Origin of the sequence: Hyphomicrobium denitrificans 1NES1 (genome assembly GCF_000230975.2) — a bacterium.
Classification (GTDB): Bacteria; Pseudomonadota; Alphaproteobacteria; order Rhizobiales; family Hyphomicrobiaceae; genus Hyphomicrobium_B; species Hyphomicrobium_B denitrificans_A.
This window is the reverse complement of record NC_021172.1, coordinates 2,199,688-2,224,205: the sequence shown is the minus strand read 5'-3', so window position 1 is coordinate 2,224,205 and position 24,518 is coordinate 2,199,688. Positions and strand designations below refer to the sequence as shown.

At 60.2% G+C, this 24,518-nt stretch carries 22 protein-coding genes and 1 tRNA gene; 9 read left to right on the top strand and 14 right to left on the bottom strand.

What is annotated here, in order from left to right:
• Positions 1-146 precede the first annotated feature (146 nt).
• A complete protein-coding gene (gene tgt, locus HYPDE_RS10615) occupies positions 147-1,295 on the top strand; it encodes a tRNA guanosine(34) transglycosylase Tgt (protein WP_041321141.1) in 1,149 nt (382 codons plus the stop codon).
• Here the strand turns inward: tgt and HYPDE_RS10610 are convergent.
• On the bottom strand, positions 1,270-2,175 hold the full coding sequence (locus HYPDE_RS10610; protein ID WP_015598449.1) for a DMT family transporter: 906 nt from the start codon (positions 2,173-2,175) through the stop codon (positions 1,270-1,272). The two genes, tgt and HYPDE_RS10610, sit on opposite strands and share 26 nt — an antisense overlap.
• A 356-nt stretch (positions 2,176-2,531) precedes the next feature.
• Between HYPDE_RS10610 and HYPDE_RS10605 the strand changes: the two genes are divergently transcribed.
• The 4 genes from HYPDE_RS10605 to HYPDE_RS10590 all read left to right on the top strand — a co-directional run bounded on the left by HYPDE_RS10605 (position 2,532) and on the right by HYPDE_RS10590 (position 5,965).
• Positions 2,532-2,606: transfer RNA gene (locus HYPDE_RS10605), tRNA-Lys, on the top strand.
• A gap of 306 nt (positions 2,607-2,912) precedes the next feature.
• Positions 2,913-3,437, top strand: coding sequence for a PRC-barrel domain-containing protein (locus tag HYPDE_RS18500; RefSeq protein WP_187290825.1), 525 nt, complete (start codon positions 2,913-2,915; stop codon positions 3,435-3,437).
• A 32-nt stretch (positions 3,438-3,469) separates the two neighbouring features.
• Positions 3,470-4,714, top strand: coding sequence for an MFS transporter (locus HYPDE_RS10595; RefSeq protein ID WP_015598447.1), 1,245 nt, complete (start codon positions 3,470-3,472; stop codon positions 4,712-4,714).
• A 453-nt stretch (positions 4,715-5,167) separates the two neighbouring features.
• Entirely contained in the window at positions 5,168-5,965 is a 798-nt protein-coding gene (locus HYPDE_RS10590) for a glycosyltransferase family 2 protein (protein ID WP_015598446.1), read from the top strand.
• Positions 5,966-6,181: 216 nt separating this feature from the next.
• On the opposite strand, the gene HYPDE_RS10585 is transcribed toward HYPDE_RS10590, so the two are convergent.
• The 4 genes from HYPDE_RS10585 to HYPDE_RS10570 form a co-directional block, all read right to left on the bottom strand.
• Entirely contained in the window at positions 6,182-6,832 is a 651-nt protein-coding gene (locus HYPDE_RS10585; RefSeq protein ID WP_015598445.1) for a DUF2076 domain-containing protein, read from the bottom strand.
• Positions 6,833-7,171: 339 nt separating this feature from the next.
• Complete coding sequence (locus HYPDE_RS10580; RefSeq protein WP_015598444.1) at positions 7,172-7,519, bottom strand: hypothetical protein; 348 nt, start codon at positions 7,517-7,519, stop codon at positions 7,172-7,174.
• A 166-nt stretch (positions 7,520-7,685) separates the two neighbouring features.
• A complete protein-coding gene (locus HYPDE_RS10575; RefSeq protein ID WP_015598443.1) occupies positions 7,686-8,036 on the bottom strand; it encodes a hypothetical protein in 351 nt (116 codons plus the stop codon).
• Positions 8,037-8,102: 66 nt separating this feature from the next.
• A complete protein-coding gene (locus HYPDE_RS10570) occupies positions 8,103-8,588 on the bottom strand; it encodes a hypothetical protein (protein ID WP_015598442.1) in 486 nt (161 codons plus the stop codon).
• A 371-nt stretch (positions 8,589-8,959) separates the two neighbouring features.
• Here HYPDE_RS10570 and HYPDE_RS10565 point away from each other — a divergent pair, with 371 nt between their 5' ends.
• Complete coding sequence (locus HYPDE_RS10565) at positions 8,960-11,260, top strand: TonB-dependent receptor (RefSeq protein WP_015598440.1); 2,301 nt, start codon at positions 8,960-8,962, stop codon at positions 11,258-11,260.
• An 11-nt stretch (positions 11,261-11,271) separates the two neighbouring features.
• Here the strand turns inward: HYPDE_RS10565 and HYPDE_RS10560 are convergent, their stop codons facing one another.
• The 5 genes from HYPDE_RS10560 to HYPDE_RS10540 all read right to left on the bottom strand — a co-directional run bounded on the left by HYPDE_RS10560 (position 11,272) and on the right by HYPDE_RS10540 (position 17,243).
• On the bottom strand, positions 11,272-12,048 hold the full coding sequence (locus HYPDE_RS10560; RefSeq protein ID WP_015598439.1) for a 3-hydroxybutyrate dehydrogenase: 777 nt from the start codon (positions 12,046-12,048) through the stop codon (positions 11,272-11,274).
• Positions 12,045-12,803 (bottom strand): acetoacetate decarboxylase, encoded by a 759-nt coding sequence (locus HYPDE_RS10555; protein ID WP_015598438.1) that lies wholly within the window; start codon positions 12,801-12,803, stop codon positions 12,045-12,047. Before HYPDE_RS10555 ends, HYPDE_RS10560 begins: the two co-directional genes overlap by 4 nt.
• Positions 12,800-13,945 (bottom strand): patatin-like phospholipase family protein, encoded by a 1,146-nt coding sequence (locus HYPDE_RS10550; protein ID WP_041320338.1) that lies wholly within the window; start codon positions 13,943-13,945, stop codon positions 12,800-12,802. Before HYPDE_RS10550 ends, HYPDE_RS10555 begins: the two co-directional genes overlap by 4 nt.
• A gap of 366 nt (positions 13,946-14,311) precedes the next feature.
• The gene (locus HYPDE_RS10545; RefSeq protein WP_015598436.1) at positions 14,312-15,913 is read right to left on the bottom strand and encodes a DHA2 family efflux MFS transporter permease subunit; all 1,602 of its coding nucleotides are present in this window, start codon (positions 15,911-15,913) and stop codon (positions 14,312-14,314) included.
• A 34-nt stretch (positions 15,914-15,947) separates the two neighbouring features.
• Positions 15,948-17,243, bottom strand: coding sequence for an HlyD family secretion protein (locus HYPDE_RS10540; protein WP_081625112.1), 1,296 nt, complete (start codon positions 17,241-17,243; stop codon positions 15,948-15,950).
• Positions 17,244-17,411: 168 nt separating this feature from the next.
• Between HYPDE_RS10540 and HYPDE_RS10535 the strand changes: the two genes are divergently transcribed.
• Positions 17,412-18,083 carry a TetR/AcrR family transcriptional regulator gene (locus HYPDE_RS10535; RefSeq protein WP_015598434.1) on the top strand — a complete coding sequence of 224 codons (672 nt, stop codon included), beginning with the start codon at positions 17,412-17,414 and terminating at the stop codon, positions 18,081-18,083.
• Positions 18,084-18,089: 6 nt separating this feature from the next.
• Here the strand turns inward: HYPDE_RS10535 and asnB are convergent, their stop codons facing one another.
• The 3 genes from asnB to HYPDE_RS10520 all read right to left on the bottom strand — a co-directional run bounded on the left by asnB (position 18,090) and on the right by HYPDE_RS10520 (position 21,741).
• The gene (gene asnB / locus HYPDE_RS10530; RefSeq protein ID WP_015598433.1) at positions 18,090-20,129 is read right to left on the bottom strand and encodes an asparagine synthase (glutamine-hydrolyzing); all 2,040 of its coding nucleotides are present in this window, start codon (positions 20,127-20,129) and stop codon (positions 18,090-18,092) included.
• Between the two features lie 283 nt (positions 20,130-20,412).
• Positions 20,413-20,673 carry a hypothetical protein gene (locus HYPDE_RS10525; protein ID WP_015598432.1) on the bottom strand — a complete coding sequence of 87 codons (261 nt, stop codon included), beginning with the start codon at positions 20,671-20,673 and terminating at the stop codon, positions 20,413-20,415.
• A gap of 222 nt (positions 20,674-20,895) precedes the next feature.
• Positions 20,896-21,741 (bottom strand): AAA family ATPase, encoded by an 846-nt coding sequence (locus HYPDE_RS10520; protein WP_015598431.1) that lies wholly within the window; start codon positions 21,739-21,741, stop codon positions 20,896-20,898.
• Between the two features lie 631 nt (positions 21,742-22,372).
• Between HYPDE_RS10520 and dksA the strand changes: the two genes are divergently transcribed.
• Positions 22,373-22,792, top strand: coding sequence for an RNA polymerase-binding protein DksA (gene dksA, locus HYPDE_RS10515; RefSeq protein ID WP_041321138.1), 420 nt, complete (start codon positions 22,373-22,375; stop codon positions 22,790-22,792).
• 125 nt (positions 22,793-22,917) lie between these two features.
• On the top strand, positions 22,918-23,184 hold the full coding sequence (locus HYPDE_RS10510; RefSeq protein WP_144061244.1) for a hypothetical protein: 267 nt from the start codon (positions 22,918-22,920) through the stop codon (positions 23,182-23,184).
• 781 nt (positions 23,185-23,965) lie between these two features.
• Here the strand turns inward: HYPDE_RS10510 and HYPDE_RS10505 are convergent.
• The gene (locus HYPDE_RS10505; RefSeq protein WP_041321137.1) at positions 23,966-24,355 is read right to left on the bottom strand and encodes a flagellar biosynthetic protein FliO; all 390 of its coding nucleotides are present in this window, start codon (positions 24,353-24,355) and stop codon (positions 23,966-23,968) included.
• Positions 24,356-24,518: the final 163 nt, after the last annotated feature.

The window sequence follows — 24,518 nt, the reverse complement described above, 5'->3', positions numbered from 1 at the left end:
AGCACGCTATGTCATTCGCTGAATCCATTTGTAGTGCCCTCGTGCCTCCTTTAATCCCCCTCCCCTTGACGGGGAGGGGGTAGGGGTGGGGTGAAGGAAAGGTCGCTGCAAGATTTATGAAGGCGGACGTGGAAAGTAGACTCTCACTGGGCGAACACTTCGCCTTCCATCTCAAGACAACTGACGGCTTGGCGCGGCTCGGTGAGATCGTGACGCCGCGCGGCGTGATCAGCACGCCCGCGTTCATGCCGGTCGGGACCGTCGCGACGGTCAAGGCGCTTTATCCCGAGCAGGTGGGTGACGCCGGCGCCGACATCATCCTCGGCAATACCTATCACCTGATGCTGCGCCCGGGCGCCGAACGCATTGCGCGGCTCGGCGGACTGCACAAGTTCATGCGCTGGGACGGGCCGATCCTGACCGACTCCGGCGGCTTCCAGGTGATGAGCCTCGGCAAGATCCGCAAGATCACGGAAGATGGCGTCGCGTTCCAGTCGCATCTCGACGGCTCGCGTCACATGCTCTCGCCCGAGCGCTCGATAGAAATCCAATGCCTGCTCGGTTCCGACATCCAGATGCAGTTCGACGAATGCATCGAGCTTCCGGCCGAGCGCCGCGAGGTTGAGCGCGCGATGGAATTGTCGCTGCGCTGGGCCGAACGCTCGAAGCGCGCCTTTGAAGCGCAACTCGTGGCAGGCGGCGCGCATCGAGGCCAAGCACTGTTCGGCATCGTGCAGGGCGGCACCGATCCGGAACTGCGCCGCCGCTCGGCGGAAGCGCTCGTTGCGATGGATTTTCCTGGCTACGCCGTCGGCGGTCTTGCGGTTGGCGAAGGCCACGAGGCGATGGTCGCGACGCTCGGTGAAACGCTTCCGGCACTTCCCGGCGATAAACCGCGCTATCTGATGGGTGTCGGCACGCCGCTCGACCTGATCGAGTCGGTTCGCCTCGGCGTCGATATGTTCGATTGCGTCATGCCGACCCGCAATGGCCGCCACGGTTACGCGTTTACATGGAACGGCGCGCTGAACATGCGCAACGCCAAATACGCGGAAGATTCATCCCCGATCGATGAGCTGAGCTCATGCCCCGCCGCGCGCGATTATTCGCGGGCCTACGTGCATCACCTGATCAAGTCCGGCGAATTCCTCGGCGCGATGATCCTGTCGTGGGTCAACACCGTCTTCTATCAGGAGTTGATGGCGGCGATGCGCGAAGCCATCGCGAACGGCCGGTTTGCAGAATGGGCCGAAGCGACGAAAACACAAATCATACGGCAGCCTGCTGCTCCATAGCCGCGTCCTTGCTCTCGCGGTGTGCGATGCGTTCGCGATGCACGAGATAGATGCCCGATGCGATGACGACGCCGGAGCCGATCAGCGTCCAACGATCAGGTGTGTCGCCGAAGACGACGTACTCCAGAGCGATCATGCTCATGAGCTGGAAATAGAGGAACGGCGAGACGGACGACGCCGGTGCCAGTCCGTAGGCGTGGATCAGCAGGTAGTGACCTAGTCCGCCGAGCGCGCCAGTCGCCAGCAGCAGTAGCCAATCGAAAGGCGCCGTTGGCCAAACCCATTCCGGAATTGCGAAAAATCCGCCCGCAACGACGCCTACGATCAATGCATAGAAGAGCGTAACGAGCGGCGGATCGATGCCGGAGAGTTTGCGCGTCACGATCATGAACAGCGCATAGGCCGTCATCGCGACGAGCGACGCCAAAAACGCCGGATGAAATTCGACGAAGCCGGGGCGGACGACGATCAGAACGCCGAGAAACCCCGAAACGATCGCTATCGCACGGCGCCAGCCCACATACTCCCCGAGCAGCGGCCCGGCCAGCGCCGCGACGACGAGCGGCGCCAGAAACGCAATCGAGATCGTCTGGTCGAGGCGCAGGTATTGGACCGCGAGAAAGTTGAATGCTGTCGTCGCCACCATGAAAAGCGACCGCAAAAGCTGCAGGCCAAGCCTCCGGGTTTTGAACCAGCCCGGAACCGCGCGCGGCCCGCAGATCACCACCATCAGCAGGGCTTGACCAAGGAAGCGCGCCCACACGATCTCCGACGTGGGAATGCCCTGGGAGCTGCCGAGATATTTCGCCGTCGCGTCGAGGCACGAAAAGAGCGAGACGGCCGTGCACATCAAGAGAACGGCCTTTAGGCGGTCAGGCATGGGTGCGCCGCAAATGAAACGGATATGATCCTAAGCCAAGGCTATGGCGCCCGGGGAAAACCGGAGCCTCAGAGCACCTTGGCGGGGAAAGAGTGTTAGCGGAGTCTGTAAGCGTAAGCGTGTCTGGATACCCTGACCATATCGCCGCACAATCGCTATGGCGACGCCGCACACGACCGCGAAGCGACGCAACTACACGCGGCGCTCGGGTTTGGTCCGGGGCTCGAAATGCCGGTAAGGTGCGTAAATCTGTCCCGAAGCCACCACTCTGCGGCCCCCGCATACAATCATCTTCGCGCGCAAAGCGACCCGAGACTTGCGCTCCGTCGAAAAGGCAGGTAACCGGACCGCTTCGGGGGCCCGTAGCTCAGCGGTAGAGCATCTGACTTTTAATCAGAGGGTCGTTGGTTCGATCCCAACCGGGCTCACCATGTTTATCAAGGCGTTAGCTGTTTTCCGTTCTTCGGCGAAAATCGCCGGGCGCGATCCGGTACATCGATCGTGCCGCAATTTCCCCCGCGTTATCGTGGATTGATGCGGAGGGTTTGCGTATTGCTCGTGTGGGCGCCGTGATTCTATCGCCGGGCGCCGCCGTTGCCGATTGCGAATATCGGTCGGTATCGAAGAAAAAGCTGGTGCCTTCTTTTTTGCCGCCACCCGGAACGTTCCCGCAATGGATGGGTATTCTCCTATTGGCGCCGGGCAAGGCACGGGAGTGCGGTTCGAGATCTTTCGACATGAGCGGAGGCACTTTACGGGCTTTGATCGCCGCGCTGCTATGCGCCGGAAGCTGCGATGCGATCGCGCATGCCGATACGCGAGACGCCCAACCGCAAGACAAGCCCCCCACCATAGATCAGCGCGCGGCGCAAAAGCTGCCAAATCCTCCTCCCGCGAAGACGGAAACGCCAGCAGTGCTTGTCGATAACGAGCATCTCGAAAGCATCATGGGGAAGGAAATTCATACATCCTCGGGCGAAACGCTCGGCAGCATAACGGACGTGCTTGTTGAAGCTGACGGCAGCGTGCGCGCCGCAGTCATCGACCTTGGGGGCTTCCTGGGAGTCGGCGTTCGGAAGATTGCCGTCGCCTGGTCGGCGCTTCATTTCGTTCAGGGCAAATCCGCGTTGAGTGCGGTGCTCGATATGAGCAAGGACCAGCTTCGGGTCGCCCCCGAATATCGTTCGGGCGAACCCATCGTCATCGTCGGCGCGGTGCCGAAATCCGCGCATCCGCCTCCAGCACGAAAAGAGAAAGAGTGAGCATGCGCGCGGAAGGGTCTCGGTGACAGCATATGCCCGCGCCCGATCCAACCAGAGCCTCAACCCGTGTCCCAGGAGGCCCGAGCAAATCGAGCCGTCGCGGTCTTGATTGGTTTTCTTTCTTCCTGGCGGACGTGCAGACGGGTTTCGGACCCTTTATGGTCGTCTATCTGACGAGTGAGAAATGGGCAAATGCCGACATCGGGCTGCTGCTGACCGTCGGAAGTCTCCTCGGCCTCGCAGGGCAGATTCCGGCGGGCGCGGTGATCGATGCGACGCCGCAGAAAAAGCAGATCGTTGCTTTCGCCGTCGCTGGAATCGGCCTTAGTGCGCTAGCGATCGCGATCTCTCCGCGCTTCCTCTTCACGCTACTGGCGCAGATCGTTCACATCGGCGCCAGCGTTCTGGTCGGTCCGGCGCTTATAGCGATAAGCCTGGGTCTCGTCGGCCATGCGCACCTTGGCGCGCGGCTTGGCCGCAATGCGCAGTTCGCGTCTGCTGGAAGCATCTTCGCCGTGTTCGTGATGGGGGTCGGCGGCTACTATCTCTCCAGCCGTGCGGTATTTCTGATCGCGGCCGTGATGACCATCCCCGGGCTCTTGGCGCTCGCGTTGATCTCCTCCCGCGATTTACACCACGAGCCCCGGCTGCGTCGGCGCAATGAGCCTGACTCGGTCGTGCTCGCGCTGCGCGAACTTCTCGGCAGGCGCGATATCATCGTGCTGGTGGTCAGCGTCTTCCTGTTTCATTGCGCCAACGCCGGCCTTATGCCGCTCGCCGCGAACATCATAACGATGCGCTCGGAGCAGTCGGCGACGCTGCTCGTTGCGCTGTGCATGATCATCCCTCAGCTCATCGTGACGGCAGGCTCAGCGTGGGTCGGATTGCAAGCCGACATCCACGGCCGGAAGCCGTTGCTACTCGCCGCCTTCGCCGTCCTTGCCGCCAGATCCTTCGCGTTCGGCTTTTGCCGCGATCCTTATGCCTTTGTCATGATTCAGATCCTCGACGGCGTAGCGGCGGCAATCATCGGTATCCTGGTGGCTGTCTGCGTCGCAGACCTGACCTCGCAAACCGCACACTTCAATCTGGCGCTCGGCGTCGTCGGAGTCGCAATGGGCCTCGGCGCCGCAGCGAGCACGACACTGACCGGTGACATCGCCGACGGGGCAGGTGCCCCGGCGGCATTCTTCACCATGTCCGCCATCGCGCTCGCGGGCTTGGCAACTGTCTGGCGGTTTTTCCTGGAAACGAAGCCGTCTACGCCGCTCGAATAAAGCAATTCCATTCGGCGCCGATCAGGCGGCGACTCTCGCACCTTGCAGGCGGTTCGCATCAAGATCGATGAAAGCCTTAATAGGCGCCGGCTTTTCTCAGCAGGCAATCGGGCTTGCCGACCTGTACAATCTCTGGGCGCTTACGGCGAAACTAGATCGAGGGGCTTTGTATCGCGCACGCCCTTTGAAAAACTGTGGATAAGCAACTCGGATGCCGCTCCTTAAACAGCACCTCTTGCGAGAGCTGTCTGCACGAAACCTATGAGACAAGAGCAGGTTAGCTCTTTGTGGGCTCTCGAATAAAAGGTGCTGTAGCGCTTGGGCTACTGCGTCCAATTTCAAATTGAACCGCGCGGAAAGGGCCATAAAATTTTAACCATAGCGGGGCGATGGATGGGGCATCTGCTAATCGCTCGTCTGCCCGGTTTGCGTTTCTTCGGAGAAACTTGGTGTATGCGTAAGCTGCCTCTGTCGTGCTTCATTATCGCGAAAAACGAAGCTGATCGGATCGCCAGAACGATCCGGTCTGTCAGGTCGTGGGTCGATGAGGTCGTTGTCGTTGACAGCGGCAGTTCGGATGGAACGATCGCCATTGCCCGAGCCGAAGGAGCGCGCGTCATCGTGCAGCCCTGGCTCGGGTTCGGAGGACAGAAGAGGTTCGCCGAAGAGCAATGTCGGCATGACTGGGTGTTGAACCTGGACGCCGATGAAGTCGTGCCCGCCGACCTTCGGCGCGAAATCATTACGCTACTTCGTTCTGGAGCACCGGCAAACGTTGCGTACGGCATGCCCATCCACATCGTCTATCCGGGCCAGAACAAACCCCGGATGTGGGCCCGTGATAACTGGTACGCGCGGCTGTACGATCGCAGCGTGGTCAGGTTCCGGGATTCCTGCGTCCATGACTCAGTCGTAACGGATGGCCACAGCGTCGGGCGCCTCAAGGCTCCCATCCACCACTACTCCATCCGGTCCTTCGACCACATGAGGACGAAGCTTGACGAGCGCATGTCGCTTGCGGCGGCGCATGCACGTCCGCGGAACCGTTCCCTGACATTCGCACGCCTGCTCGTAGAGTTCCCAATGAACTTCTACAAATATTATATTGTCAGACGTCATTTCACTGGCGGCATCATGGGACTGCGATACGCGACGGTACTGTCCTCATTTCGGGTCGCAAAGGTGTATCGCTGCTGGATGCATCGTAATCCCGTCCGGAGTGTGCCCCTAGCAATTGCGAACCACGCATAAAAGCGGCGGCTCGCCGGCTTCTCCAGAATTCGCGTTCTGACGCCCCGGCTTAGGATTTGAATCTTCGTTCCGCAGACGCTTTCTGAACTGTCAGAATACGAATTAAATTTACCGGCTCCGTGCATGCCTTCTAATCAAAGGGTGGCCCGATCCCAACCGGGTCCACCATACCTTCGAAGTCGGCATTAAGGCATCGCCTGCGGGCTTCGTCCTCGGTCACACGTCCATGCTGCCATCGTCATCGGACCAGCCGTCATCCTGCTCGTCCTGCATGTCGTCGAGGGCGGCATCGTCGGCGGCGAGATCCTTGCGAGCCTGCTCGGCATCGTCTTTTGCGTCTTGTGCTTCGTCTTGTGCACGATCGAGTTTCGCCTGGGTTTGATCGGCGGAAGCCGTGCCGCCCTGAAAAAGGCCGCCGCCACCGAAAAGGCTGCGAATGCTGTCGGCGAGGAACATGCCGCCTGCGACGCCTGTTGCTGTCGATAGCGCAGAACCAAGAAAGCTGCCTGTCCTCGATGGCTGCTGCGCCCACGGGCTGTCGCTCGGCCGGGGAGCTTCGGAGGGAGCATCGGCGTAGCGGCGGCCTGTCTGGGGCACCGATGACCCGCCGAGAAAACTCGTTGAGCCACGCTGCTCGCTGAATCGCCTGTCTTGGGTCGATGCTTCGAGGTCCCTTATCCGCGCGTCGGCGCGGTCGAGGGCCTGCTGCTGCACGAGAACACTTTGCGTCAGATAGTAGGGGGCGTCGGGAAAGCGGGAGACGAGATCTCTGATAAGCTGCTCCGCGTCCCGGTCTTTGGTTGCGCTGCTCGCGCTCCTTAAGCGCGCGAACAGATCCTCTATGAGATGTTGCTCCTGTGAATCCATGGTAGCGGTCCTTCGCCGTTATGCGCCACGCCGAAATCGCACGGCAGTAGATATGTAAGGTTCGAAATGCTCGCGGAAATACCGCGCGGGCAATTATATTTTCGTCGGCTCGGCGCAGTTTTGTTCGGGTGCGCCAAATAGGCGCTCGAAAACTCGGCACAGCGGCATCGCGCCGACCCTTTGTGTCAGCCGTGAGGCACTTCGCCGAAGCTGCTTCTCTGCGGACACTCCTGAGCGCGCCGGTCAATAATGCGGCAAATGCAGGTTTATTCCGCCTTAAGTCATTCGGCCTAGGCCGATGCGTGCATCCTCGATGCGATCTTCACAATGGTGCGAGGGTCACCATCGCGGTCCGGTGTACGGTGGCTGATCGCGCGCATCGGCGCAGTATTCGCCATTCCAATACCGGAACTCGCCGCAATTCGCAGGTCGCGGAGGCGGGAGAAATTCAACAGCGGGAGCTGCGTCCGGGGGCGGAGGATAGGGATCGGCACGCCGCGGTGGCGGCTGGTCGTCGAGATCGTCCTCGTCGTCGTAGATGTCATCGTATCGATGATTGACCGCAACAATCGGTCCGCGATCTTGTTCGAGAGCAGGTAGCGGTAAGCCGGCGTACGCACCGCCGGGAGATGCCGACAGGAAACCGAGCGCCATCACGAAAACGAAAAAGGCTACCGCGTTCCGCATGACCCAACTCCGGCGCGACCACGATCGGCATAATCGTAGCCTGGGCGATAGAAAACGGGGAGGCGGGAGAGGCATTCCGGTTAATCGATCGTTGTCACCGCGTTCCCCGGTCGAGCCGCGAATGCCCGCTCGGCGCGAGACGGCTGATAGTCTCGGAGAGTGAAGGTCATCGCGACTTGGCGTGAGCCCCAAGCGTCGCGATATTCTCGCCCGTATGATCGAGCGTTTCCGCAACGAGCGCGATCGGTGTGCGGAGGTCATAGGCGCGGCGCGCAACGCGGGCTGCCGGCCGGCGCGCACCCTGTCGCTCCGGCACCGTCGAGACAGTCTTTTTAGCGCTGTGCTTCGGCATCGCTTTCGCCAAGCCGCCGCCGAGGCCCATGTATCCGCTCGTCCATGTGGATTGGACGGAAATCGTTTCTTCGATCGTGAGGCTCTGGGCCGCGACGTCGTCCGGAACAACGGACGCCGTTGCCGCGAGCACCCCAGTCACGACGAGAAGTCGGGGAAGGTTCACGATGGTCAGCCCGGTGGCAAGAAACAGTTACCGGGAGAGTTCAAGGTGCTTCGGGTAAACAAAAGGTTAACGGTTGGATCGGAGCGGGATATCCGCTTCCAGCCCTTCTCCCTGCCCCTTTCCCTTACCCTTTCGCGTCGGAGTGGGAAGTGTCGGGATTTCGGGTTTGGCCATTTCCTCATCGATATTGACGGCAGTGCAACCGGAGGCCCGCATGGTCTCGTTGAGGTCGTTGGCTTCGCGGCGCATCTCCGCAAGCTTTTGAGTCTTGGGTTGATCGACGTAGGGCTTGCCTTGCATCAGATCGAAGATGCCCGCGACCGTATTGGGAACGGACTGCTCCTTGTCGATGGTTTTCTTGAGACCCTTCATGTCGTTGACGCGTTTGGTCATATAGCCATTCATTTTGGCGCACGGGTCGCTTGGGATAGTGAGTTGGGATTTGTGCTTGGCCCAGCAGGGCCCGCTGTTAAATCCTGCGCTTGAAATGAGCGCCGCGGTCAGGGCCACGCCGAGACGATACGAGCGCCCATTGGACAGCATGAATGTCATGTGGTCAGTCCCTCGATTGCTGTCGTATCGGCCGTCGCAACTGCGTGCCTGATTTCAAATCTCAAGCGTCCTGCGCTTGCTGCGGCGGAGCTTTCTAGCGACCGCTTGGCTCAAAATTGGGGCGCAGGCTTAGCGCATCCGCGAGTCGTCACAACGTACGGGATCAGGCGCTGTTCACACGATTTTCTTGCGGTGGGGGAATCTGCCGCCGCGCCGCCTTTTCCCATCAGGAACTGTCGCCCGAAAGTCACGCGGCCGGGCGCCGAGACGCAGGCCGCTCGACATAAATAATATGTTATAATATACGAAATTGCTTGAATGGCATTTTGGTCTGCCGCATTCGGGAAAAAGTCGTTGGGGAAATGGAAATAATGCGCGCGTGCATCGGGTTGACGGCGGCTGCCGTGGTTTTGGGGTCCGCAACTCAGGCTGTGGGGCAGGAGGCTCAGACGCAGCAGACGGAACAGACGCATCCGCTGTCGTCGACCGGTCAGGCGGCGCAATCGGGTTCGGGATCTTCGGCAGCGGCTTTGCCGCCGGTGGTCGTTATCGCGCCGAAGAAGCCGCCGTCATCGAAAAAGAAACAACGTGTTGCAAAGAAGAATGCGCCGTCGGGAGACGAGAAGACCGCCGCTGCAAAGCCTGTGGCTATCCCGGCAACACCGTCTCAGCAAAGCGGCGGCGATGGCGCTCTATCGGCGGCCACGCTTCTGCCGCCGCCCGGCACGCTGATCAGCTCGCAAACGAGTACGGCCGCGACGACCATCACGACAGCGCGCGATATCCTGCCGACCCACGGCGCGACGATCACCGACACGCTCGATCGGCAGCCCGGCGTCGGCGGATCGACATTCGCGCCGGGCGCAAACCGTCCGATCATTCGTGGCCTCGACAATAACCGCGTGCGCATTCAGGAGAACGGCGTCGCGACCGGCGACGTCTCCGACATCAGCGAAGACCATGCCTATCCGATCGATCCCTATAGTGCTGATAGCGTCACCGTCACTCGCGGTCCAGCGACCGTGCGTTACGGCTCGCAGGCCATCGGCGGCATCGTCAGTGCCGAAAATCAGCGCATCCCGACATACATGCCGGAGGGCAGGTTTGCCGCGCAAATCATGGGCGGTCTGAGTTCGGTCGACGACGGCAGCGACGGCGCTTTCAAGGTGACGGCCGGATCAGAGGGCTTCGTCATGCACGCCGATGGCTTTGATCGCCACGCCAGCGATTACGATACGCCCGAGGGTCGGCAGGAGAATTCGTTCGTGGATAGCCACGGCGCCTCGGTTGGCGGCTCCTACGTCTGGCACGATGGCTTCTTCGGCGTGAGCTACACCCGCTTCGATAGTCTCTACGCCATTCCGAGAATCGAATCCGCGGAAGAGAAATCGCGCATCGACATGGGTCAGGACAAGATCACCGCCCGGGGTGAATGGCGGACGCCCGAACTCGGCATCGCTGCGGTACGCGCTTGGTTCGGTTGGGACAACTATGCTCATAACGAACTCGATTTCGACGCCGACAAGAACGCCGATACCGTCGGCTCGCGGTTCACGAACAAATACACCGAAGGCCGCCTCGAAGTGGAATCGGTGCCCGTCATGACCGCTGTCGGCGCTCTGACGAGCACTGCAGGCATACAGGTCAGCAACCGCAAGCTCGTTGGAGTGAGCTTCGAGGGCGACAGCCTGCTAGAGCCGAATACGACGGACAGCATCGGCGGCTATCTGTTCGAAGACCTGCATATCACGAAGCCGCTGCACCTGCAGGCAGGGTTTCGCATCGAGCACGATGACGTTCATGGCAAGATGTACGACGACATCGCCGATCCGATGTCGTCGAACCTTGTGTCGCAGAACAAAGCTTTCGATCCGAAAAGCGCGAGCCTCGGGCTGCTGTACGATCTGCCGGCCGGTGTCGTCGCACGGCTGACGGGGCAGTATGCGGAACGCGCGCCCGTCGCTCAGGAGTTGTTCTCCAAGGGTGCTCACGACGCGACGGGAACCTTCGAGATCGGCAACCCGAACATCGGGATCGAAACATCGAAGTCGATCGAGCTCGGTTTCAACAAAGCCGTCGGCCGTTGGCGCTTCGACACCTCCGCCCACTATACGAAATTCGACGGCTACATCTTCCGCGATCTCACGGGCCGGAAGTGCGACGACACGATCGACTCGTGCGGCGTGAGCGGCGACCTCGACGAGGTCATCTTCAATCAAAGAGATGCGACGTTCTATGGTGTGGAGCTTGCGGCCGAATATGACATCGCGCACATCTGGCGCGGCATATGGGGCGTGTCCGGACAATACGACTTCGTGCACGCGGAGTTTTCCGATGGCGAATACGTGCCGCGCATGCCGCCGCATCGCATCGGCGGCGGTCTCTACTATCGTGACGATGCATGGCAGGCGAGGTTCACCTCACTCTACGCCTTCAACCAGGACGAGATCGCGCCGCACGAAACGCCGACTGCGGGTTATACGCTGGTCAATGCTGAGGTGAGCTACACGATGGCGCTGAACGGCGATGGTGCCGTCGCGCCGAAGCTGATCATCGGGCTCAAGGGCGAAAACCTCCTGAACGATGACATCCGCAATAGTGCATCGTTCAAGAAGGACGAGGCCCTGCAGCCCGGCGCCAATGTCCGCCTGTTCGGTACGCTCGCCTACTAGGCGCGATCGGTTCACACCATATGCCAGCCGTGGCTGACAAGAATGCTCTCGCCCGTCAGCGCGTTGGTCTTGAATGCGGCGAGGAACAGCGCCACCTCGGCGATGTCGGTCGTCATAGTGAATTGCTTGTCGACGGTCTCGCCGAGCATCACTTCCTTGACGACGCGCTCTTCCGTGATGCCGAGCTCATGCGCCTGCTCGGGAATCTGTTTGTCGACGAGTGGGGTCCTTACGAAGCCCGGGCAAATGATGTTTGAGCGGACACCGTGCTTGGCGCCTTCCTTGGCCATCGTGCGTGTGAGACCGAGAAGCCCGTGCTTCGCCGTGACGTAGGCGGACTTCAACGGCGACGCTTCGTGACTGTGCACGGAACCCATGTAGATGAGGACCCCGGAGCCCTGCTTGTACATGTGCTTGACGCAAGCCTTCGTCGTCAGGAACGCGCCGTCGAGGTGGATCGCGAGGAGCTTCTTCCAATCCGAAAAGGGGAAGTCCTCGATCGGATGCACGATCTGGATGCCGGCGTTCGACACGAGAATGTCGACTTTGCCGAACGCGGAAACGGTTGTCTCGACGCCCGCGTTGACTTCGTCTTCTTTCGTGACGTCCATCGCAACGGCGATCGCATCCGTCTCGCCGCCAAGCTCTTTCGCCGCCGCTTTGGCAGCATCGAGGTTGAGATCGGCGATGGCGACGCGTCCGCCGGCTTCGACATAGCGTCGCGCAATCTGATGGCCGATGCCGCTTGCTGCGCCCGTGACCAGGGCGACTTTGCCGTCGAGTTTCATGACGCGCGCTCCTTCTTCGGATCGAGATAATCGTAGACGACCTTGCCGAGGCCGAGAGTGAGGTCGGCGAGGATGTGGGTCGCCGAGATGACTTCGCGCACCGGCAACTCTGCGATGGGCGCCAAGGCGTGCGGCCTGAGGTCGAGCGCCGCCGGGCCGCTCCACGCGCCCTTGATGACGACGTCTTCGAGCCGGTAGTCGACAAGCTCTAGAATGCGCGGACTGCCGTCGACGTGCGGGATGATTTTCAGAAGGTAGTTCGGGATCGCGAGCGACTTGGCGACCGCCTTGAGATCGAGTGCTTTGTGCTTGTAACCCATCGTGCCGGTCGCAACGCGGACGCTTCCATAGTCGAGCGTGCCGACGAACGTGTCCTTGTCAGGCCCGAGCAACGGCTGCGCGTATTTCTTCGGAAAACCCCAAAGCTCGCGGCCGCCATAGATCGGCGGGCCATCGTTCAGGAACATCGCATGCGTGTATCCGCCTGCAACGCCGTTGAATTGGACCGGAATGACTTGTCCCGATTCCGTATAGTCGCCGAAGCCCGTCGAATCCGGCATGCGGATGAATTCGTACTTGACGATCGGGTCATCGAAGGTGAGCGGTTCTGGAACGACTCTTTCAAGAGCATCCTTGTCGGTGCGATAGGTGATGATCAGATATTCTCGATCGACGAAGCGATAGGGCCCGGGAGGAAACGCCGGGCTGGTCAGGGGCATCGCATAGGCGGCTTTTCGGACGTCGGCGATTTTCATTTTCGCGTCTCCATGGGGGGTGGCTGGAGCTCTTTGGTGCAATCGAGCACGAGCACGCCGTCCTTCGGCATCTCTCGATTTTTCCACGCCGCACTAGTGAGCGTGCTTTCGACGTCGGCGCGCCCGGCCTGCCAGTGCTCGTTTACGGTGTAGCGCGAGAATTCATAGTCGTTCGATTGCGTGGAATAGGCCGCACGCCGGTGAATGAGATGCACGATCGTGATGGCGGCGTTACAACTGAATCTGGATAAAAGCTTCCAGTCGAAACTCGATTTGATTTCCTCCGGCAGAACGCCATCGATGTGACGCACCGCCCGGCGCAAGCTCTGCAGGATTTTGAAGAAATCGGTGTTGAGCCTCGTGCGGCTTGAATAGCGGATCTCCTTTTCGCGCGACTGCACATCGAAGAGTGTCTTCGGAATCGTGCCCCGGGCGCTGAAAAGATCGATCTGAAAAATACACATGTCGTCGCGCGGCAGGCCGCCGTCGATAATGTATTGCAGCGGCGTATTCGAAACGATGCCACCGTCCCAATAGAGCTTGCCGTCGATTTTAACCGGCGGAAAACCCGGCGGCAGAGCGCCCGATGCCATGATGTGCTCGGGCGTGATGGTATCGCGCCGGCTGTCGAAATATTTGAGATTGCCCGTGTCGACTTCGACGGCGCCGATGCTGTACTGAACGGTGCTCGAGTTCAGAAAATCGAAATCGACAAGCTCGAGCAGCGTCTCCTTGAGCGGATATGTATCGTAGAGGCTGATAGCATCCATCGTGCCGGGAAAATTGAAGATTGCCGGCGGATAACGCGGCGTGAAAAATCCCGGTGCGCCCGTCGAAGCGACGAGTGCGGCGCTCGTTTCGTTGAAGAGCTTGCGCGAGTTGTCGTCGGTCGCAATCGGCGCAAGCGTCAGGCGGCTTGAGACGATATCCCAGAACTTTCTCAGGCGGGGCCCGCGATGCTCCGGCCGATTGCCGGCGATAATGGCGGCGTTGATGGCCCCGATCGAGATGCCCGCCACCCAGTCGGGTTCGATGCCTGACTCGGAAAGAGCTTCGTAGGCGCCGGCTTGATAAGCGCCGAGTGCCCCGCCGCCTTGCAGCACGAGCACATTCTTCTCGCGATTGAGTTTCTGCTTCGCCATGTTCGTCGATCGGCCAGTTGGGGGGAAAGGCGGTGGACGAGGTAGCTTCAGATATCTGGTTGTCAGTCGTGCGATGTTGCAATGCGTCAGATCGTTGCCGAGCGCAAGCGGAACAGCACGCGCCGCTCGCGATCCGCCGTCATACAGAGTCAAATTCCCGTTAACGCTCGCGTCTTGGATGAGAGAATATCCCGCGCCGACAGTTCACCTTGGCGCGCGTGTAGGGCGTTTCAGTCCGGCATGACGCTTATTTGTCGTGAATGGCAAAGCGGGTGAGGGACGCCGCGACGGGGAGGCACGGCGCCCCTCACTCCAGGTCTCTCCCGTTCGGAGTGCAGGAAACGGGAGAGGGAACTGTGTACCTGCCTAATGCCCTCCAGCGCCGGCAGGGATGGCCGAAGGCTTGTGCATCATCAATGTGAAGATGCCGGCGCTTGCAAAGAGCAGCGTAAGAACGAGAAAGACGTCGGCGAACGACAGCACATTGGCTTGCGTGCGAACGAGCATCGCGAGCTGCTTCAGCGCCGACATATCGCCATTGGGAAGAACCTGCGTCATGGATTGCTGCATGCTGTGAAGCTGGTCTTCCGCAACCGCGCGGCCCCACGACACGCTTTCGTGCAGGCGTTCGAGATGCAGGTCGAGGCGCTTGTTGAGAATCGTATTGATCATCGCGAGGCCGACCGCGCCGCCGAGGTTTCGCGTCAGGTTGAACAAGCCTGAAGCATTCTTGAGCTGCTCCGGCGGCAGCGTCCCGAGCGACAGATTGTTGATCGGCACCATGCACAGCATGAGCGATGAGCCGCGCAGGATTTGCGGAATGAAGAGTTCCCAAAAATCCCAATCGGACGTGATGTTGGTCGTCAAATACGTTCCGACCGCAAAGCCCGTGAAGCCGATCAGCATCATCACGCGCGGATCGAGAATGCTAGCCAGCCGCCCGCTGATCGGTGCTGTCAGGAACATCGCGACGCCCGTCACGAACATCGTCTCGCCGATCATCAGCGCATCGTAGCCGCGGACTTGCGCGAGATAGACCGGATAGAGATAAGTCAGGCCATAAAGGCCGATGCCCATCGTGAAGCTGAAGGCCGAGCCGAACGCGAAGTTGCGATCGCGGAACGCCCGGAGCTCGACAATCGGCTCTTTTGCCGTCGCCGCACGCCAGAAGAACAAGAGCGCGCCGAGGACGGTGAAAACGGCGAACGTCGCGATGGTCTGATCGTCGAACCAATCGTAGCGCGGACCTTCTTCAAGCACGTATTCGAGCGAGCCGAGCATGACGGCCATGCCGGCGAGGCCTGCGAAATCGAAGCGGCCGAAGAGCGAATGATCGGGCTTGTCGAAATCGACGAGGAAGTACACGGCGACGGCGACGAGAATGCCGGGCACCACGTTGACGAGGAACAGCCAGTGCCAGGAATAGGCATCGCTCAGATAGCCGCCGACCGTTGGGCCGATCGTCGGCGCCAGAGTTGCGACAAGACCGATGATCGGGGACACGATATTTCGCTTCGATGGCGGAAAGAGCGAGAACGCGACCGCAAACACGCTCGGGATCATGCCGCCGCCGATAAAGCCCTGCAGCGCCCGATAAACGATCATCTGGTCGATCGACGTCGCCGTGGCGCAGAGCGCGCTGGCGGCGGTGAACCCGGTGGCTGCCGAAAGAAAGAGAACGCGCGTCGAGAGTGCCCGTGCCAGGAATCCGGATAGCGGGATCATCACGACCTCGGCGATGAGATAGGCGGTCTGCACCCACGGAATTTCATCCGAGCTTGCCGAAAGCCCGGCCTGGATTTCCGACAGCGACGCCGACACGATCTGAATGTCGAGGATCGCCATGAACATGCCGAACACCATCGCGAGGAAGCCCGCGAGCTGGCGCGGCGTGACGCCGATCCACGCGAGCGTACCCGGCGGAACGTCGGATTGAGGATTGAAAGTCGGTATCTTTGATCTGCTCATCGCCGGTCACCTCAAGGTAACGCGATCTCCAGGATTAGTTCGATGCCTGTTGCACCGGGGTCTTGGGCGTCGTGCGCGTGTCGATGTCGACGACGACCGACAATCCCGGACGCAACCGCCCCTTCGCTTCCGAAGCCGGCACCTCGATGCGCACCGGCACGCGCTGCACGATCTTCGTGAAGTTGCCGGTCGCGTTTTCAGGCGGCAGCAGCGAGAACTGCGATCCCGACGCGGGCGCAACGCTGACGACCTTGCCCTTCAGCACGGCGCCGTCGAGCGCGTCGACTTCGACGTCGGCTTCCTGCCCGACGACGACAGGCGCGAGCTGTGTCTCTTTGAGGTTGGCGTCGACGTAGACCTTATCGAGCGGCACGACGGCAGCGAGGCGCTTGGCGGGTGTCACGTAGTCGCCGACCTGCACGCTTCTGTTGCCGATGACGCCATCGAACGGCGCGCGGATGACCGTGAACGACAGATCGCGCGCCGCCTGATCGACAGCGACCTGCAATTCCTTCGCGACCTCCGTCGTCTGTGTGCGCTGGGCATGGAGAAGCGTGATGTTGGCATCGGCCGACTGGATCGCGGCTTCATCGGCTTTGACCTGCGCGCGTGCCGAATCGCGCGCCGCGATCGCCGCATCAAGCGAAGCCTTCGTCGAGTAGTCCTTTGCAGTCAGCGCATTCGTGCGTTGATAGTCGGCTTCGGTCTTGACGACGTTGGCCTTCGCGGACTCAAGCTGTGCGCGGGCCTGCGCCGACGCGGCCTCGGCCGCCTTGATCTGCGCGTCGAACGTCGCAATGGCGGCGTTCTGCGTCGCGAGCTTGGATTTCGCCTGACTGAGCGCCAGCCGATAGTCGCCGTCATCGAGACGGACGAGAACGTCGCCTTCCTTGACGAACTGGTTGTCCGTCACCGGCACGTCGGTGACATAGGCGGAAACCTTCGGCGAGATCATCGACATATGGACGCCGACGTACGCGTCGTCCGTCGAGACGATGAAGCGGCCGACGGTGATGTAGTGATAGGCAAACCAGACGCCAGCCAGAAGGGCGAGGGCGCCGATGCCGATGAAGGCCGGTTTTCTGCGGGATGGGGGCTTCGTCGTTTCCGTGCTGGCCGCTGCCGTCGCGCTCGTGCGCTCGCGGGCCGTGGCCGGCTCACCGGAGTCGGCGCGCGGTGCGAAATCGGAATTCACCGAAGTGATTTTTGAGGTTTTTGGTGCACCCGTGACGGTATGCAGACGCGCTTCTTCCGTCGACACGGGCTCCGAGCCGTGCGGTCCGTCATCCGGGGATGTCGCGAGAATTCTGTTCAATGCCTCTCTCGCCATGGCCGTAGTCCTTAATCAAGATAGATTCAAACTGAACTGTACGGTTCATATTGAGGCTTGACATAAACCCTCCGAAGGTCGATATCAAGAGAAAACTGAACCGTTCGGTTCACCTATTTTCCCTTTTAAACAAACAGGGCCGGGTAAGGCTCGTGTAGGATCAAAACCATGGAATCACCCTCAGCATCCCCGGAGACGTCGGAACGTCGCGGCGGCCGGCCTGCGGCGGGTACAGATCCGCAAAAGCGCCGTCAGATTTTGGAAGGGGCCGGACGCGTCTTCTCGACGCTGGGATTTGATGCTTCAAGCATGAACGACGTGGCGCACGAGGCGAGGGTCTCGAAGGCGACGCTCTATGTCTACTTTCAGGACAAAGAGCATCTGTTCACGTCGATCTGCGCCGAACGCCGCGATCGCAATATTTCCGAGCTGATCGCGCTTCTCGATCCGGAAAAGCCGCCGAGGGAGACGCTGCTTCACTTCGGAACCGAAATGATGCGGCTTCTCTCGGAGCCTTTTGTCGTTGCGGCCCATCGCATCGTCATCGGCGTTGCCGAGCGGATGCCGGAAATCGGAACCGAGTTTTTCGAGGCCGGACCGAAGCGAATGACCGTCGCGCTGGCCGCGTTTATCGATCAGCACGTCGCGGCGGGTCGATTGAATGTGCCGGACTCCCACTTGGCCGCGGCACAGTTCCTGGAACTTGTACAGTCGCTCATTTTCCGCCCGCGCCTTTATGGTGCGATCACAGACCGGCCGACCGCGCAGGAGATGGACAAAGTCGTAACGTCGGCCGTTACGATGTTTATGGCCGCCTATGGTGCGAAGGACGGCGGTTGAACACCGTCAGACGGCGGCGCTCTCCGGCATTTGCATTGCGAAACCCAGATCGCGCGTATCTTTATCGACGCCTGCGAGCGTGCGCCAGTCGGGAAGGCTCGCAAGTGACGGGTCGATGAAGGTGTGATGCCAGAGCTGCGTCGCAAGCACGGCGACGAGTCCCAGCTCCATCGAGCTCCGCTGGTAAAACCGCGGTGACAGTTCGCGGTACTTTGTCCGCCAGAGCGCGACGGCCTGAGGGTCGAAATATCCCGACTTCTTGAGCGACGCTTCACTCAGGAGTTCGTCGACATAAGGTAGCCGCTGCTGCAGGAAGAATCCGTCGAGAGGCGCGCGGAACATGGCCTTCGGCCGCCACGCAACCTGCTTCGGCAGCCATTTCTCGGCGACGCGCCTGAGCAGATATTTTTCCTTGAGTCCTTTGATCTTCCAATTCGGATCGAGTCCGGAGAGGAAATCGAAGACGTTGTTGTCGAGGAACGGATAGCGCATCTCGACCGACTGGCTCATCGCGATGCGATCGCCCTTGAGGCTCAGAAGCTGTCCCGGAAGATGAATGCGGCCCGCCCAGTAGATGGCGCGATTGACCGGATGCCAGCGCTCGGCGCGTCCGAGATCCGGCGCGAAATCCGTATATGGATCGTGATCGGCAAGGTCGCTCAGCATGTCGGGGCTGTAAAAGCGGAAGCGCGACGCGCCGAGCAGATCATAGAAGCGTTGGAATGCATGCGGTCCGCCGGCCGTCGGAATGCATTTTTCGAGGTATGCAACGGCATCCTCGCCGCAGCCGAGCCAGTTGAAAAAACGCTTCTTAACCGCCGTATGGAGCGCGCCGCCGGAAACGGCGCCGAGCCACTCGAACACGCGATCGATCTTGTACCAGGGGTAACCGGCAAGCCATTCGTCAGAGCCTTCGCCGGTCAATGCAACTTTGAAGCCTTCGTCGTGGACTTTCCCCGCGAGCAGCATCAGCGCCGTGCACGACGTATCGGTCACCGGCGCTTCCGTCGCGACCAGCAGCCGTTGATAGTTCGAGACGATCTCTTCTGAACCGCACGGTACGATATAGGGATCGGCATTGAGATGCCTTGAGATTTGCGCCGCCTGCTCGGTCTCGTCGAGCTTCGGATCGCGAATTTTGACGGTGAAGGTCGCGGGCGCCGCGCCGAGAATGTCCCGCGCCATCGCTACGACGGTGCTGGAATCGACGCCGCCGCTTAAATACGATGCGACGGGGACATCGGCTCGGAGACGCCGCTTCACGGCTGCGTAGAGAACGCTTTCGAACTCCTTGACGAGCGTCTGCTCATCCTGTCCGCGCGCTTCCATTCCCTTATCGGGAAAGTCCATCGACCAATATGTGTGCTCGCTGATTTTGGCCGTCTCTCCGGGGCGCTCGCGTGCGATCTTCAGGAACGTGCCGGGCGGCAGGATGTTGATGCCGTCAAAGCAGCTGAACGGTCCCGCCACAGCGAGGAAATTGAAAACGGCATCGATGCCGCGCCGGTCGGGCTTCGGCTCGATCATGCCGGTCGCGAGCAGCGTCTTGATCTCGGACCCGAAAATCAGCCAGTCGGTTCCGAAGCGTGTCGTGCGTGTCCAGTAGAGCGGACAGATACCGAAACGATCGCGCGCCAGAATGAACTTCTGCTTGCGCTCGTCGAACAGCGTGAATGCAAACTGGCCGTTGAGCTTCGCGAACATGTCTTCGCGATATTCTTCCCACATGTGCGGAAGAATTTCGGTATCGCAATGCGTCCTGAGCGTGTGCCCTTGCGCCGTCAGCTCGCGGCGCCAGTCGTCGTGGTCGTAGATTTCGCCGTTGAAGACGACCGAGACGCTCTTGTCCTCGTTGAACATCGGCTGTTGGCCATCGGCCAATCCGACGATGCTGAGCCGGCGCGACGCGAAGCCGAGGCCGGGTCGTTGCAGATAGCCGTCCTCGTCGGGGCCGCGGTGGTGCATCGTATCGGCGGCGCGTCTGAGCACGGAAGCAGGAACCGTGCGGCGCCCTTTAAGATCGATGATACCGAAGATGCCACACATACAACGTCCAAGCTTTCTTATGGGGGAGTGATTGCGGCAAGCGCCGCAGATGAATCAGATCGCGGTCGCATCACCGCAAAGCCAGGCGAGCCAACCTTGGCACACCAAATCGCTGCGGTAACGGAGTTTCCGCAGCGATCCCGTATATGCCCAGCATTTCACCGAATGGTGGTTACCGTTCGCGACAAAAACGCACAAGAGGCAGCTAAAGGGCGGCTACGCCGAATAGCCTACCTTCTTCAAGCCTGTAACGAATGAGCCGGACGGTAACGCCTGGAAATACCTAGGGCGCCGGTGCTGGTGCCGGGCTTGGCTGTGTCGTCGAACTATCGTTGGCCGGCGGTGTGGTCGTTGTCGAGCTATCGCTGGGCGCCGGTGCCGGTGTTGCGGGCGTTTCAGCAGCGGGTTTCTCGGCATCAGCCTTGTCCGCCGCGGGCTGGTCGGTGGTAGCTTTATCCGCAGCGGTATCAGCCTTTTTCTGACTATCGCAGGCCGCGCTGCCGAGTGCGCCGAGCACCGCCAACGCAATTAGAAACTTTCTCATCACACATCTCCCTAGCCGCAAAAATATTCCGATGGTCTCGAAAAGTAGGAATAGAGCCATAGAGGCGCAACCTCTGGCCGAAATCAAGCTGGTTGCCGCAGATTGTAGAAACGCGACTGAACAAAGTTCTGAATTTTATACGCAAAGGATTGGCGATTTCGCAGATGCGAGAAGTCCGCTGCCATAATCAGTAGGCGATCAATTGCGAGAAGATGGAGAACGCTATTCCTTGCGCCGGCGCGTCATGAACGCCAGGCGCTCGAGCAAATGCACGTCCTGCTCGTTCTTGATCAAAGCTCCCGCAAGCGGTGGCACGAGCTTCCTGGGATCGCTTTCGCGGATGAGGGCGGGATCGATATCCTCATGCAGAAGCAGTTTCAGCCAGTCGAGCAATTCCGATGTCGACGGTTTCTTCTTGAGGCCCGGTACGTCGCGCAATTCATAGAAAATCCGAAGCGCATCGCCGACGAGCCGGTTTTTGAGCCCCGGAAAATGCACGTCCACGATGCGCCGCATCGTCTCCGCATCCGGGAATTTGATGAAGTGGAAAAAGCAGCGCCGGAGAAACGCGTCGGGCAGTTCTTTTTCGTTATTCGACGTGATGAGCACGATTGGGCGCGTTGTGGCCTTCACCGTCTCGCCCGTCTCGTAGACGAAGAACTCCATGCGATCGAGTTCTTGCAGAAGGTCGTTCGGAAACTCGATGTCGGCCTTGTCGATCTCATCGATCAGCAGCACCGAACGTTCGGCCGCCGTGAAGGCATCCCAGAGTTTGCCGCGCTTGATGTAGTTCGCGATGTTCTTGACGCGCTCATCGCCGAGCTGGCCGTCACGCAATCGCGAAACCGCATCGTACTCGTAAAGGCCTTGCTGCGCCTTCGTCGTCGATTTGATGTGCCATTCGATCAAAGGCGCGCCGAGGACTCTTGCAACTTCGGCGGCGAGAACCGATTTGCCTGTCCCGGGCTCGCCCTTGATGAGAAGCGGGCGTTCGAGCCGGATGGCGGCATTGACTGCGATCTTCAAATCGTCGGTCGCGACGTAGGAGGAGGTGCCCTCGAATTTCATGAAATGCTGTGACCTCGGGTTTGCGTTCTTTCAGTCTAAGGGGCGCCCGAAATGACGAGCAAGATGACCGAAGCGCACGACCGGCGGGAAACTATCCTTGAGAGGCGCTGGCGCGTAGACCTCGCTTTCTCGCCAAGTTACTGTTATTGTTATAATAATTAAGACGGTCGCGATCGCAGATTGGCCGCTGCACGTGCTTGACTCAAGGCCGCCTCCGAATAGATAAGGGTCGGCCGGAAACGGGCTCGATTCTTTGCGGATCAGACTCCTTCGGTGACGATTATCAGCTCGAGCGCATAAGCCTCAGGAGAGGCGGACGATGAGCAAGACGATCGCGGGAAAAGCGGCGAAGGGAAAATCCGCCGACAAGAAGGCTGTTGCCAAGGCTGCTCACTCGGCGAAGGCCAGCAAAACGTCGGCAAGCAAGCCTGCCGCAGATAAAAAGAAAACGGCAAAGTCCGCAGTAAAACCGGCGCCGGTCAAGTCTTCCAAGGAGAAGACCGCGACCGCCGCCAAGCCGGCAGTTCAGAAGCCTGCCGCACCGGGCGTCGCAGCGCGGCAGGCCGCAGCGCCGAAACCGGCATCGAAGAAGTCAGAGGGTACGAACAAGAAGATGGCTCCGCGCGTAAAGATTGCAGATATCGTTCTTCCTCCGGGCTACAAACCGTCGGATGGCGAGCCTTTCATGAACGACATGCACAAGGCTTATTTCCGTAAGCGGCTGCTCGACTGGAAAGACGAAATTCTGCGTCAGACGCGCGAAACGCTCGCCATCCTGCATGAGGATTCGACCCAGCACGCAGACCTTGCCGATCGCGCGACGTCCGAGACGGACCGCGCAACCGAGCTCAGGACGCGCGATCGCCAGCGCAAGCTGATTGCGAAGATCGACGCGGCACTCGGCCGGATCGAGGACGGCACGTACGGCTATTGCGAGGATACCGGCGAGCCGATCGGTCTGAAGCGGCTCGATGCCCGCCCCATCGCTACGCTCTCGGTCGAGGCGCAGGAGCGCCACGAACGCCGCGAACGCGTCTACCGCGAGGAATAGGCAGGCGACGGCGCTATTATTTGCGGTCCGCCGCCCCATTTCGCGCCACGACTTTACGGGCCATTAATGGATTAGGCCGACACTCCTCTCACCGCAGCTCGCGTGTCTGAAGAGGGGTAACGCTCGTGTCGATTACTGTCTCGTCAATGCTGTCGACAGCAGCTGTAGCGACGATGGCAAGTGCCGTGCTGTCGTCGGCATCGTGGGTTAAGACGTTCCCCTACGTGGATGCAATGGCAAGCCCGGCCATGTGGAATGCCCCCGCGGCACGAAACGTATCCGTCCGCGCGACAAAGTTCGCTCGCCACAATGGGGTCGCCAGCGCCGTCAAGCCGCTCGATCTGCGCAAGCTGACGATGGCCGACTTCGGCGACGTCGAAGACCCGCGCTAATACGACTCGGGCGCTGACGAGGTTCGCGATAGAAAAGTGAGCCTGATGAGGCTTGGACTTTTCAATTGTTCCGTGCCGCGCGGTCACAATAAAATTCGGAAAACGTGTCGTGAATGGCCGCCGTCGCGATCACGACATGCTTGTGCCCGATCTTTGAAGCGCGCCATGCCGCTGGCTGAATTAAACCGGCTCCTACACTCCCCCGCTCCTACACTCCATGGCCGGGCTTGACCCGGCCATCCAGGGCAGCTTTTGAGATATCGCCACGCAGCTTCTTCAGCCAAATCCTTCTATTGCGGATTATCTTTTTCTATGAGTGCGAGCTTCCATCGGCGCGGCCATCGCTTGAGACTCGTCACTCGCTGTATGGCAAGCGAAATGGAATTGGAAACCTCGTAATACACCAGCATCTTCAGACCATACCGCGAAGTGAGGCCTTCAACGTTCCTTCGCAATGCTCCCGGGTTCTGGGTGCAAGATTACTTGTGACGCCGATAGTTCCGTTGCGCTTGTCGGTCATGACGTAGATGAAGAAACGATCATTCATCGTGCGGTCCTGGATGGCCGCCTCGGAGGGCGGCCATGACGTGAAGAGGGGACGTCTGGCATCGATGGAAACGACGGCGGCTTAAGCCGACAGTACCACCGCTCCATGGCCGGGCTTGACCCGGCCATCTAGAGTCGCGTGGAAATTTCGTGATGTTGCCCGCTGCCCTGCAGCCATGATCGAGGTGTGCGGCGTCGCTGCTCGCCTCAATCCTCAATCCCTCGTCACCAATCCCTAAAACTGAGGGCCGACATCCGACTCAGGGGACCGCTGGCCACTGCGGCCGAACATCGGTGGACGCCGGAAAACGCCACGATCGCGCGCTGGTGCGATTTCTGCAGGCGGCGGAGCCGTCGGCGGCGTAATGCCGGTCTCTATGACAACGTCGACAGGCCCGCCGGTCATGATGAGATGCTCGACGCCGTCGCGCCGGATCAGAAGCAGCCTTCTGCGGCTGTCGACATTGGCGTGGTCGACGACCTCGAGGCGGCGCTCGCCTTTCGGCCGGAACAGCACCGCGGACGGGCTGGTCCCGTTCAAATAAGCGCGCACGAAAACCGTAATGCCTGCGCTCGCGAGCGCCAGCACAGCCAACAGCAACGTCCAGAAAATATAAGTTTGCATGCCTGCCTCGCGCTTGGTTTGCCTGAATGCTGCCGTATCGAAATCTTGCAAGAGGGAGCGATCGATACACTCGAGTTGACCGCATGTTAACTCTCTTGAGGGAAGTCTTAGCCAACAGAAAAGCGCCGACTCGTTGCGGCACAGTTGCAGTTGCGTTTGAGTT

Bases quoted from the DNA above. Each gene is read 5' to 3' on its own strand.
- HYPDE_RS10560 (WP_015598439.1), bottom strand. From the start codon at position 12,048: ATGAAACTCGACGGCAAAGTCGCCCTGGTCACGGGCGCAGCAAGCGGC.
- HYPDE_RS10565 (WP_015598440.1), top strand. From the start codon at position 8,960: ATGCGCGCGTGCATCGGGTTGACGGCGGCTGCCGTGGTTTTGGGGTCC.
- HYPDE_RS10540 (WP_081625112.1), bottom strand. From the start codon at position 17,243: ATGGCGAGAGAGGCATTGAACAGAATTCTCGCGACATCCCCGGATGAC.
- HYPDE_RS10585 (WP_015598445.1), bottom strand. From the start codon at position 6,832: ATGGATTCACAGGAGCAACATCTCATAGAGGATCTGTTCGCGCGCTTA.
- HYPDE_RS10590 (WP_015598446.1), top strand. From the start codon at position 5,168: ATGCGTAAGCTGCCTCTGTCGTGCTTCATTATCGCGAAAAACGAAGCT.
- HYPDE_RS10550 (WP_041320338.1), bottom strand. From the start codon at position 13,945: ATGGCGAAGCAGAAACTCAATCGCGAGAAGAATGTGCTCGTGCTGCAA.
- HYPDE_RS10555 (WP_015598438.1), bottom strand. From the start codon at position 12,803: ATGAAAATCGCCGACGTCCGAAAAGCCGCCTATGCGATGCCCCTGACC.
- HYPDE_RS10545 (WP_015598436.1), bottom strand. From the start codon at position 15,913: ATGAGCAGATCAAAGATACCGACTTTCAATCCTCAATCCGACGTTCCG.
- HYPDE_RS10525 (WP_015598432.1), bottom strand. From the start codon at position 20,673: ATGAGAAAGTTTCTAATTGCGTTGGCGGTGCTCGGCGCACTCGGCAGC.
- HYPDE_RS10520 (WP_015598431.1), bottom strand. From the start codon at position 21,741: ATGAAATTCGAGGGCACCTCCTCCTACGTCGCGACCGACGATTTGAAG.
- HYPDE_RS10595 (WP_015598447.1), top strand. From the start codon at position 3,470: ATGCCCGCGCCCGATCCAACCAGAGCCTCAACCCGTGTCCCAGGAGGC.
- HYPDE_RS10580 (WP_015598444.1), bottom strand. From the start codon at position 7,519: ATGCGGAACGCGGTAGCCTTTTTCGTTTTCGTGATGGCGCTCGGTTTC.
- asnB (WP_015598433.1), bottom strand. From the start codon at position 20,129: ATGTGTGGCATCTTCGGTATCATCGATCTTAAAGGGCGCCGCACGGTT.
- HYPDE_RS18500 (WP_187290825.1), top strand. From the start codon at position 2,913: ATGAGCGGAGGCACTTTACGGGCTTTGATCGCCGCGCTGCTATGCGCC.
- HYPDE_RS10505 (WP_041321137.1), bottom strand. From the start codon at position 24,355: ATGCAAACTTATATTTTCTGGACGTTGCTGTTGGCTGTGCTGGCGCTC.
- HYPDE_RS10535 (WP_015598434.1), top strand. From the start codon at position 17,412: ATGGAATCACCCTCAGCATCCCCGGAGACGTCGGAACGTCGCGGCGGC.
- HYPDE_RS10610 (WP_015598449.1), bottom strand. From the start codon at position 2,175: ATGCCTGACCGCCTAAAGGCCGTTCTCTTGATGTGCACGGCCGTCTCG.
- HYPDE_RS10570 (WP_015598442.1), bottom strand. From the start codon at position 8,588: ATGACATTCATGCTGTCCAATGGGCGCTCGTATCGTCTCGGCGTGGCC.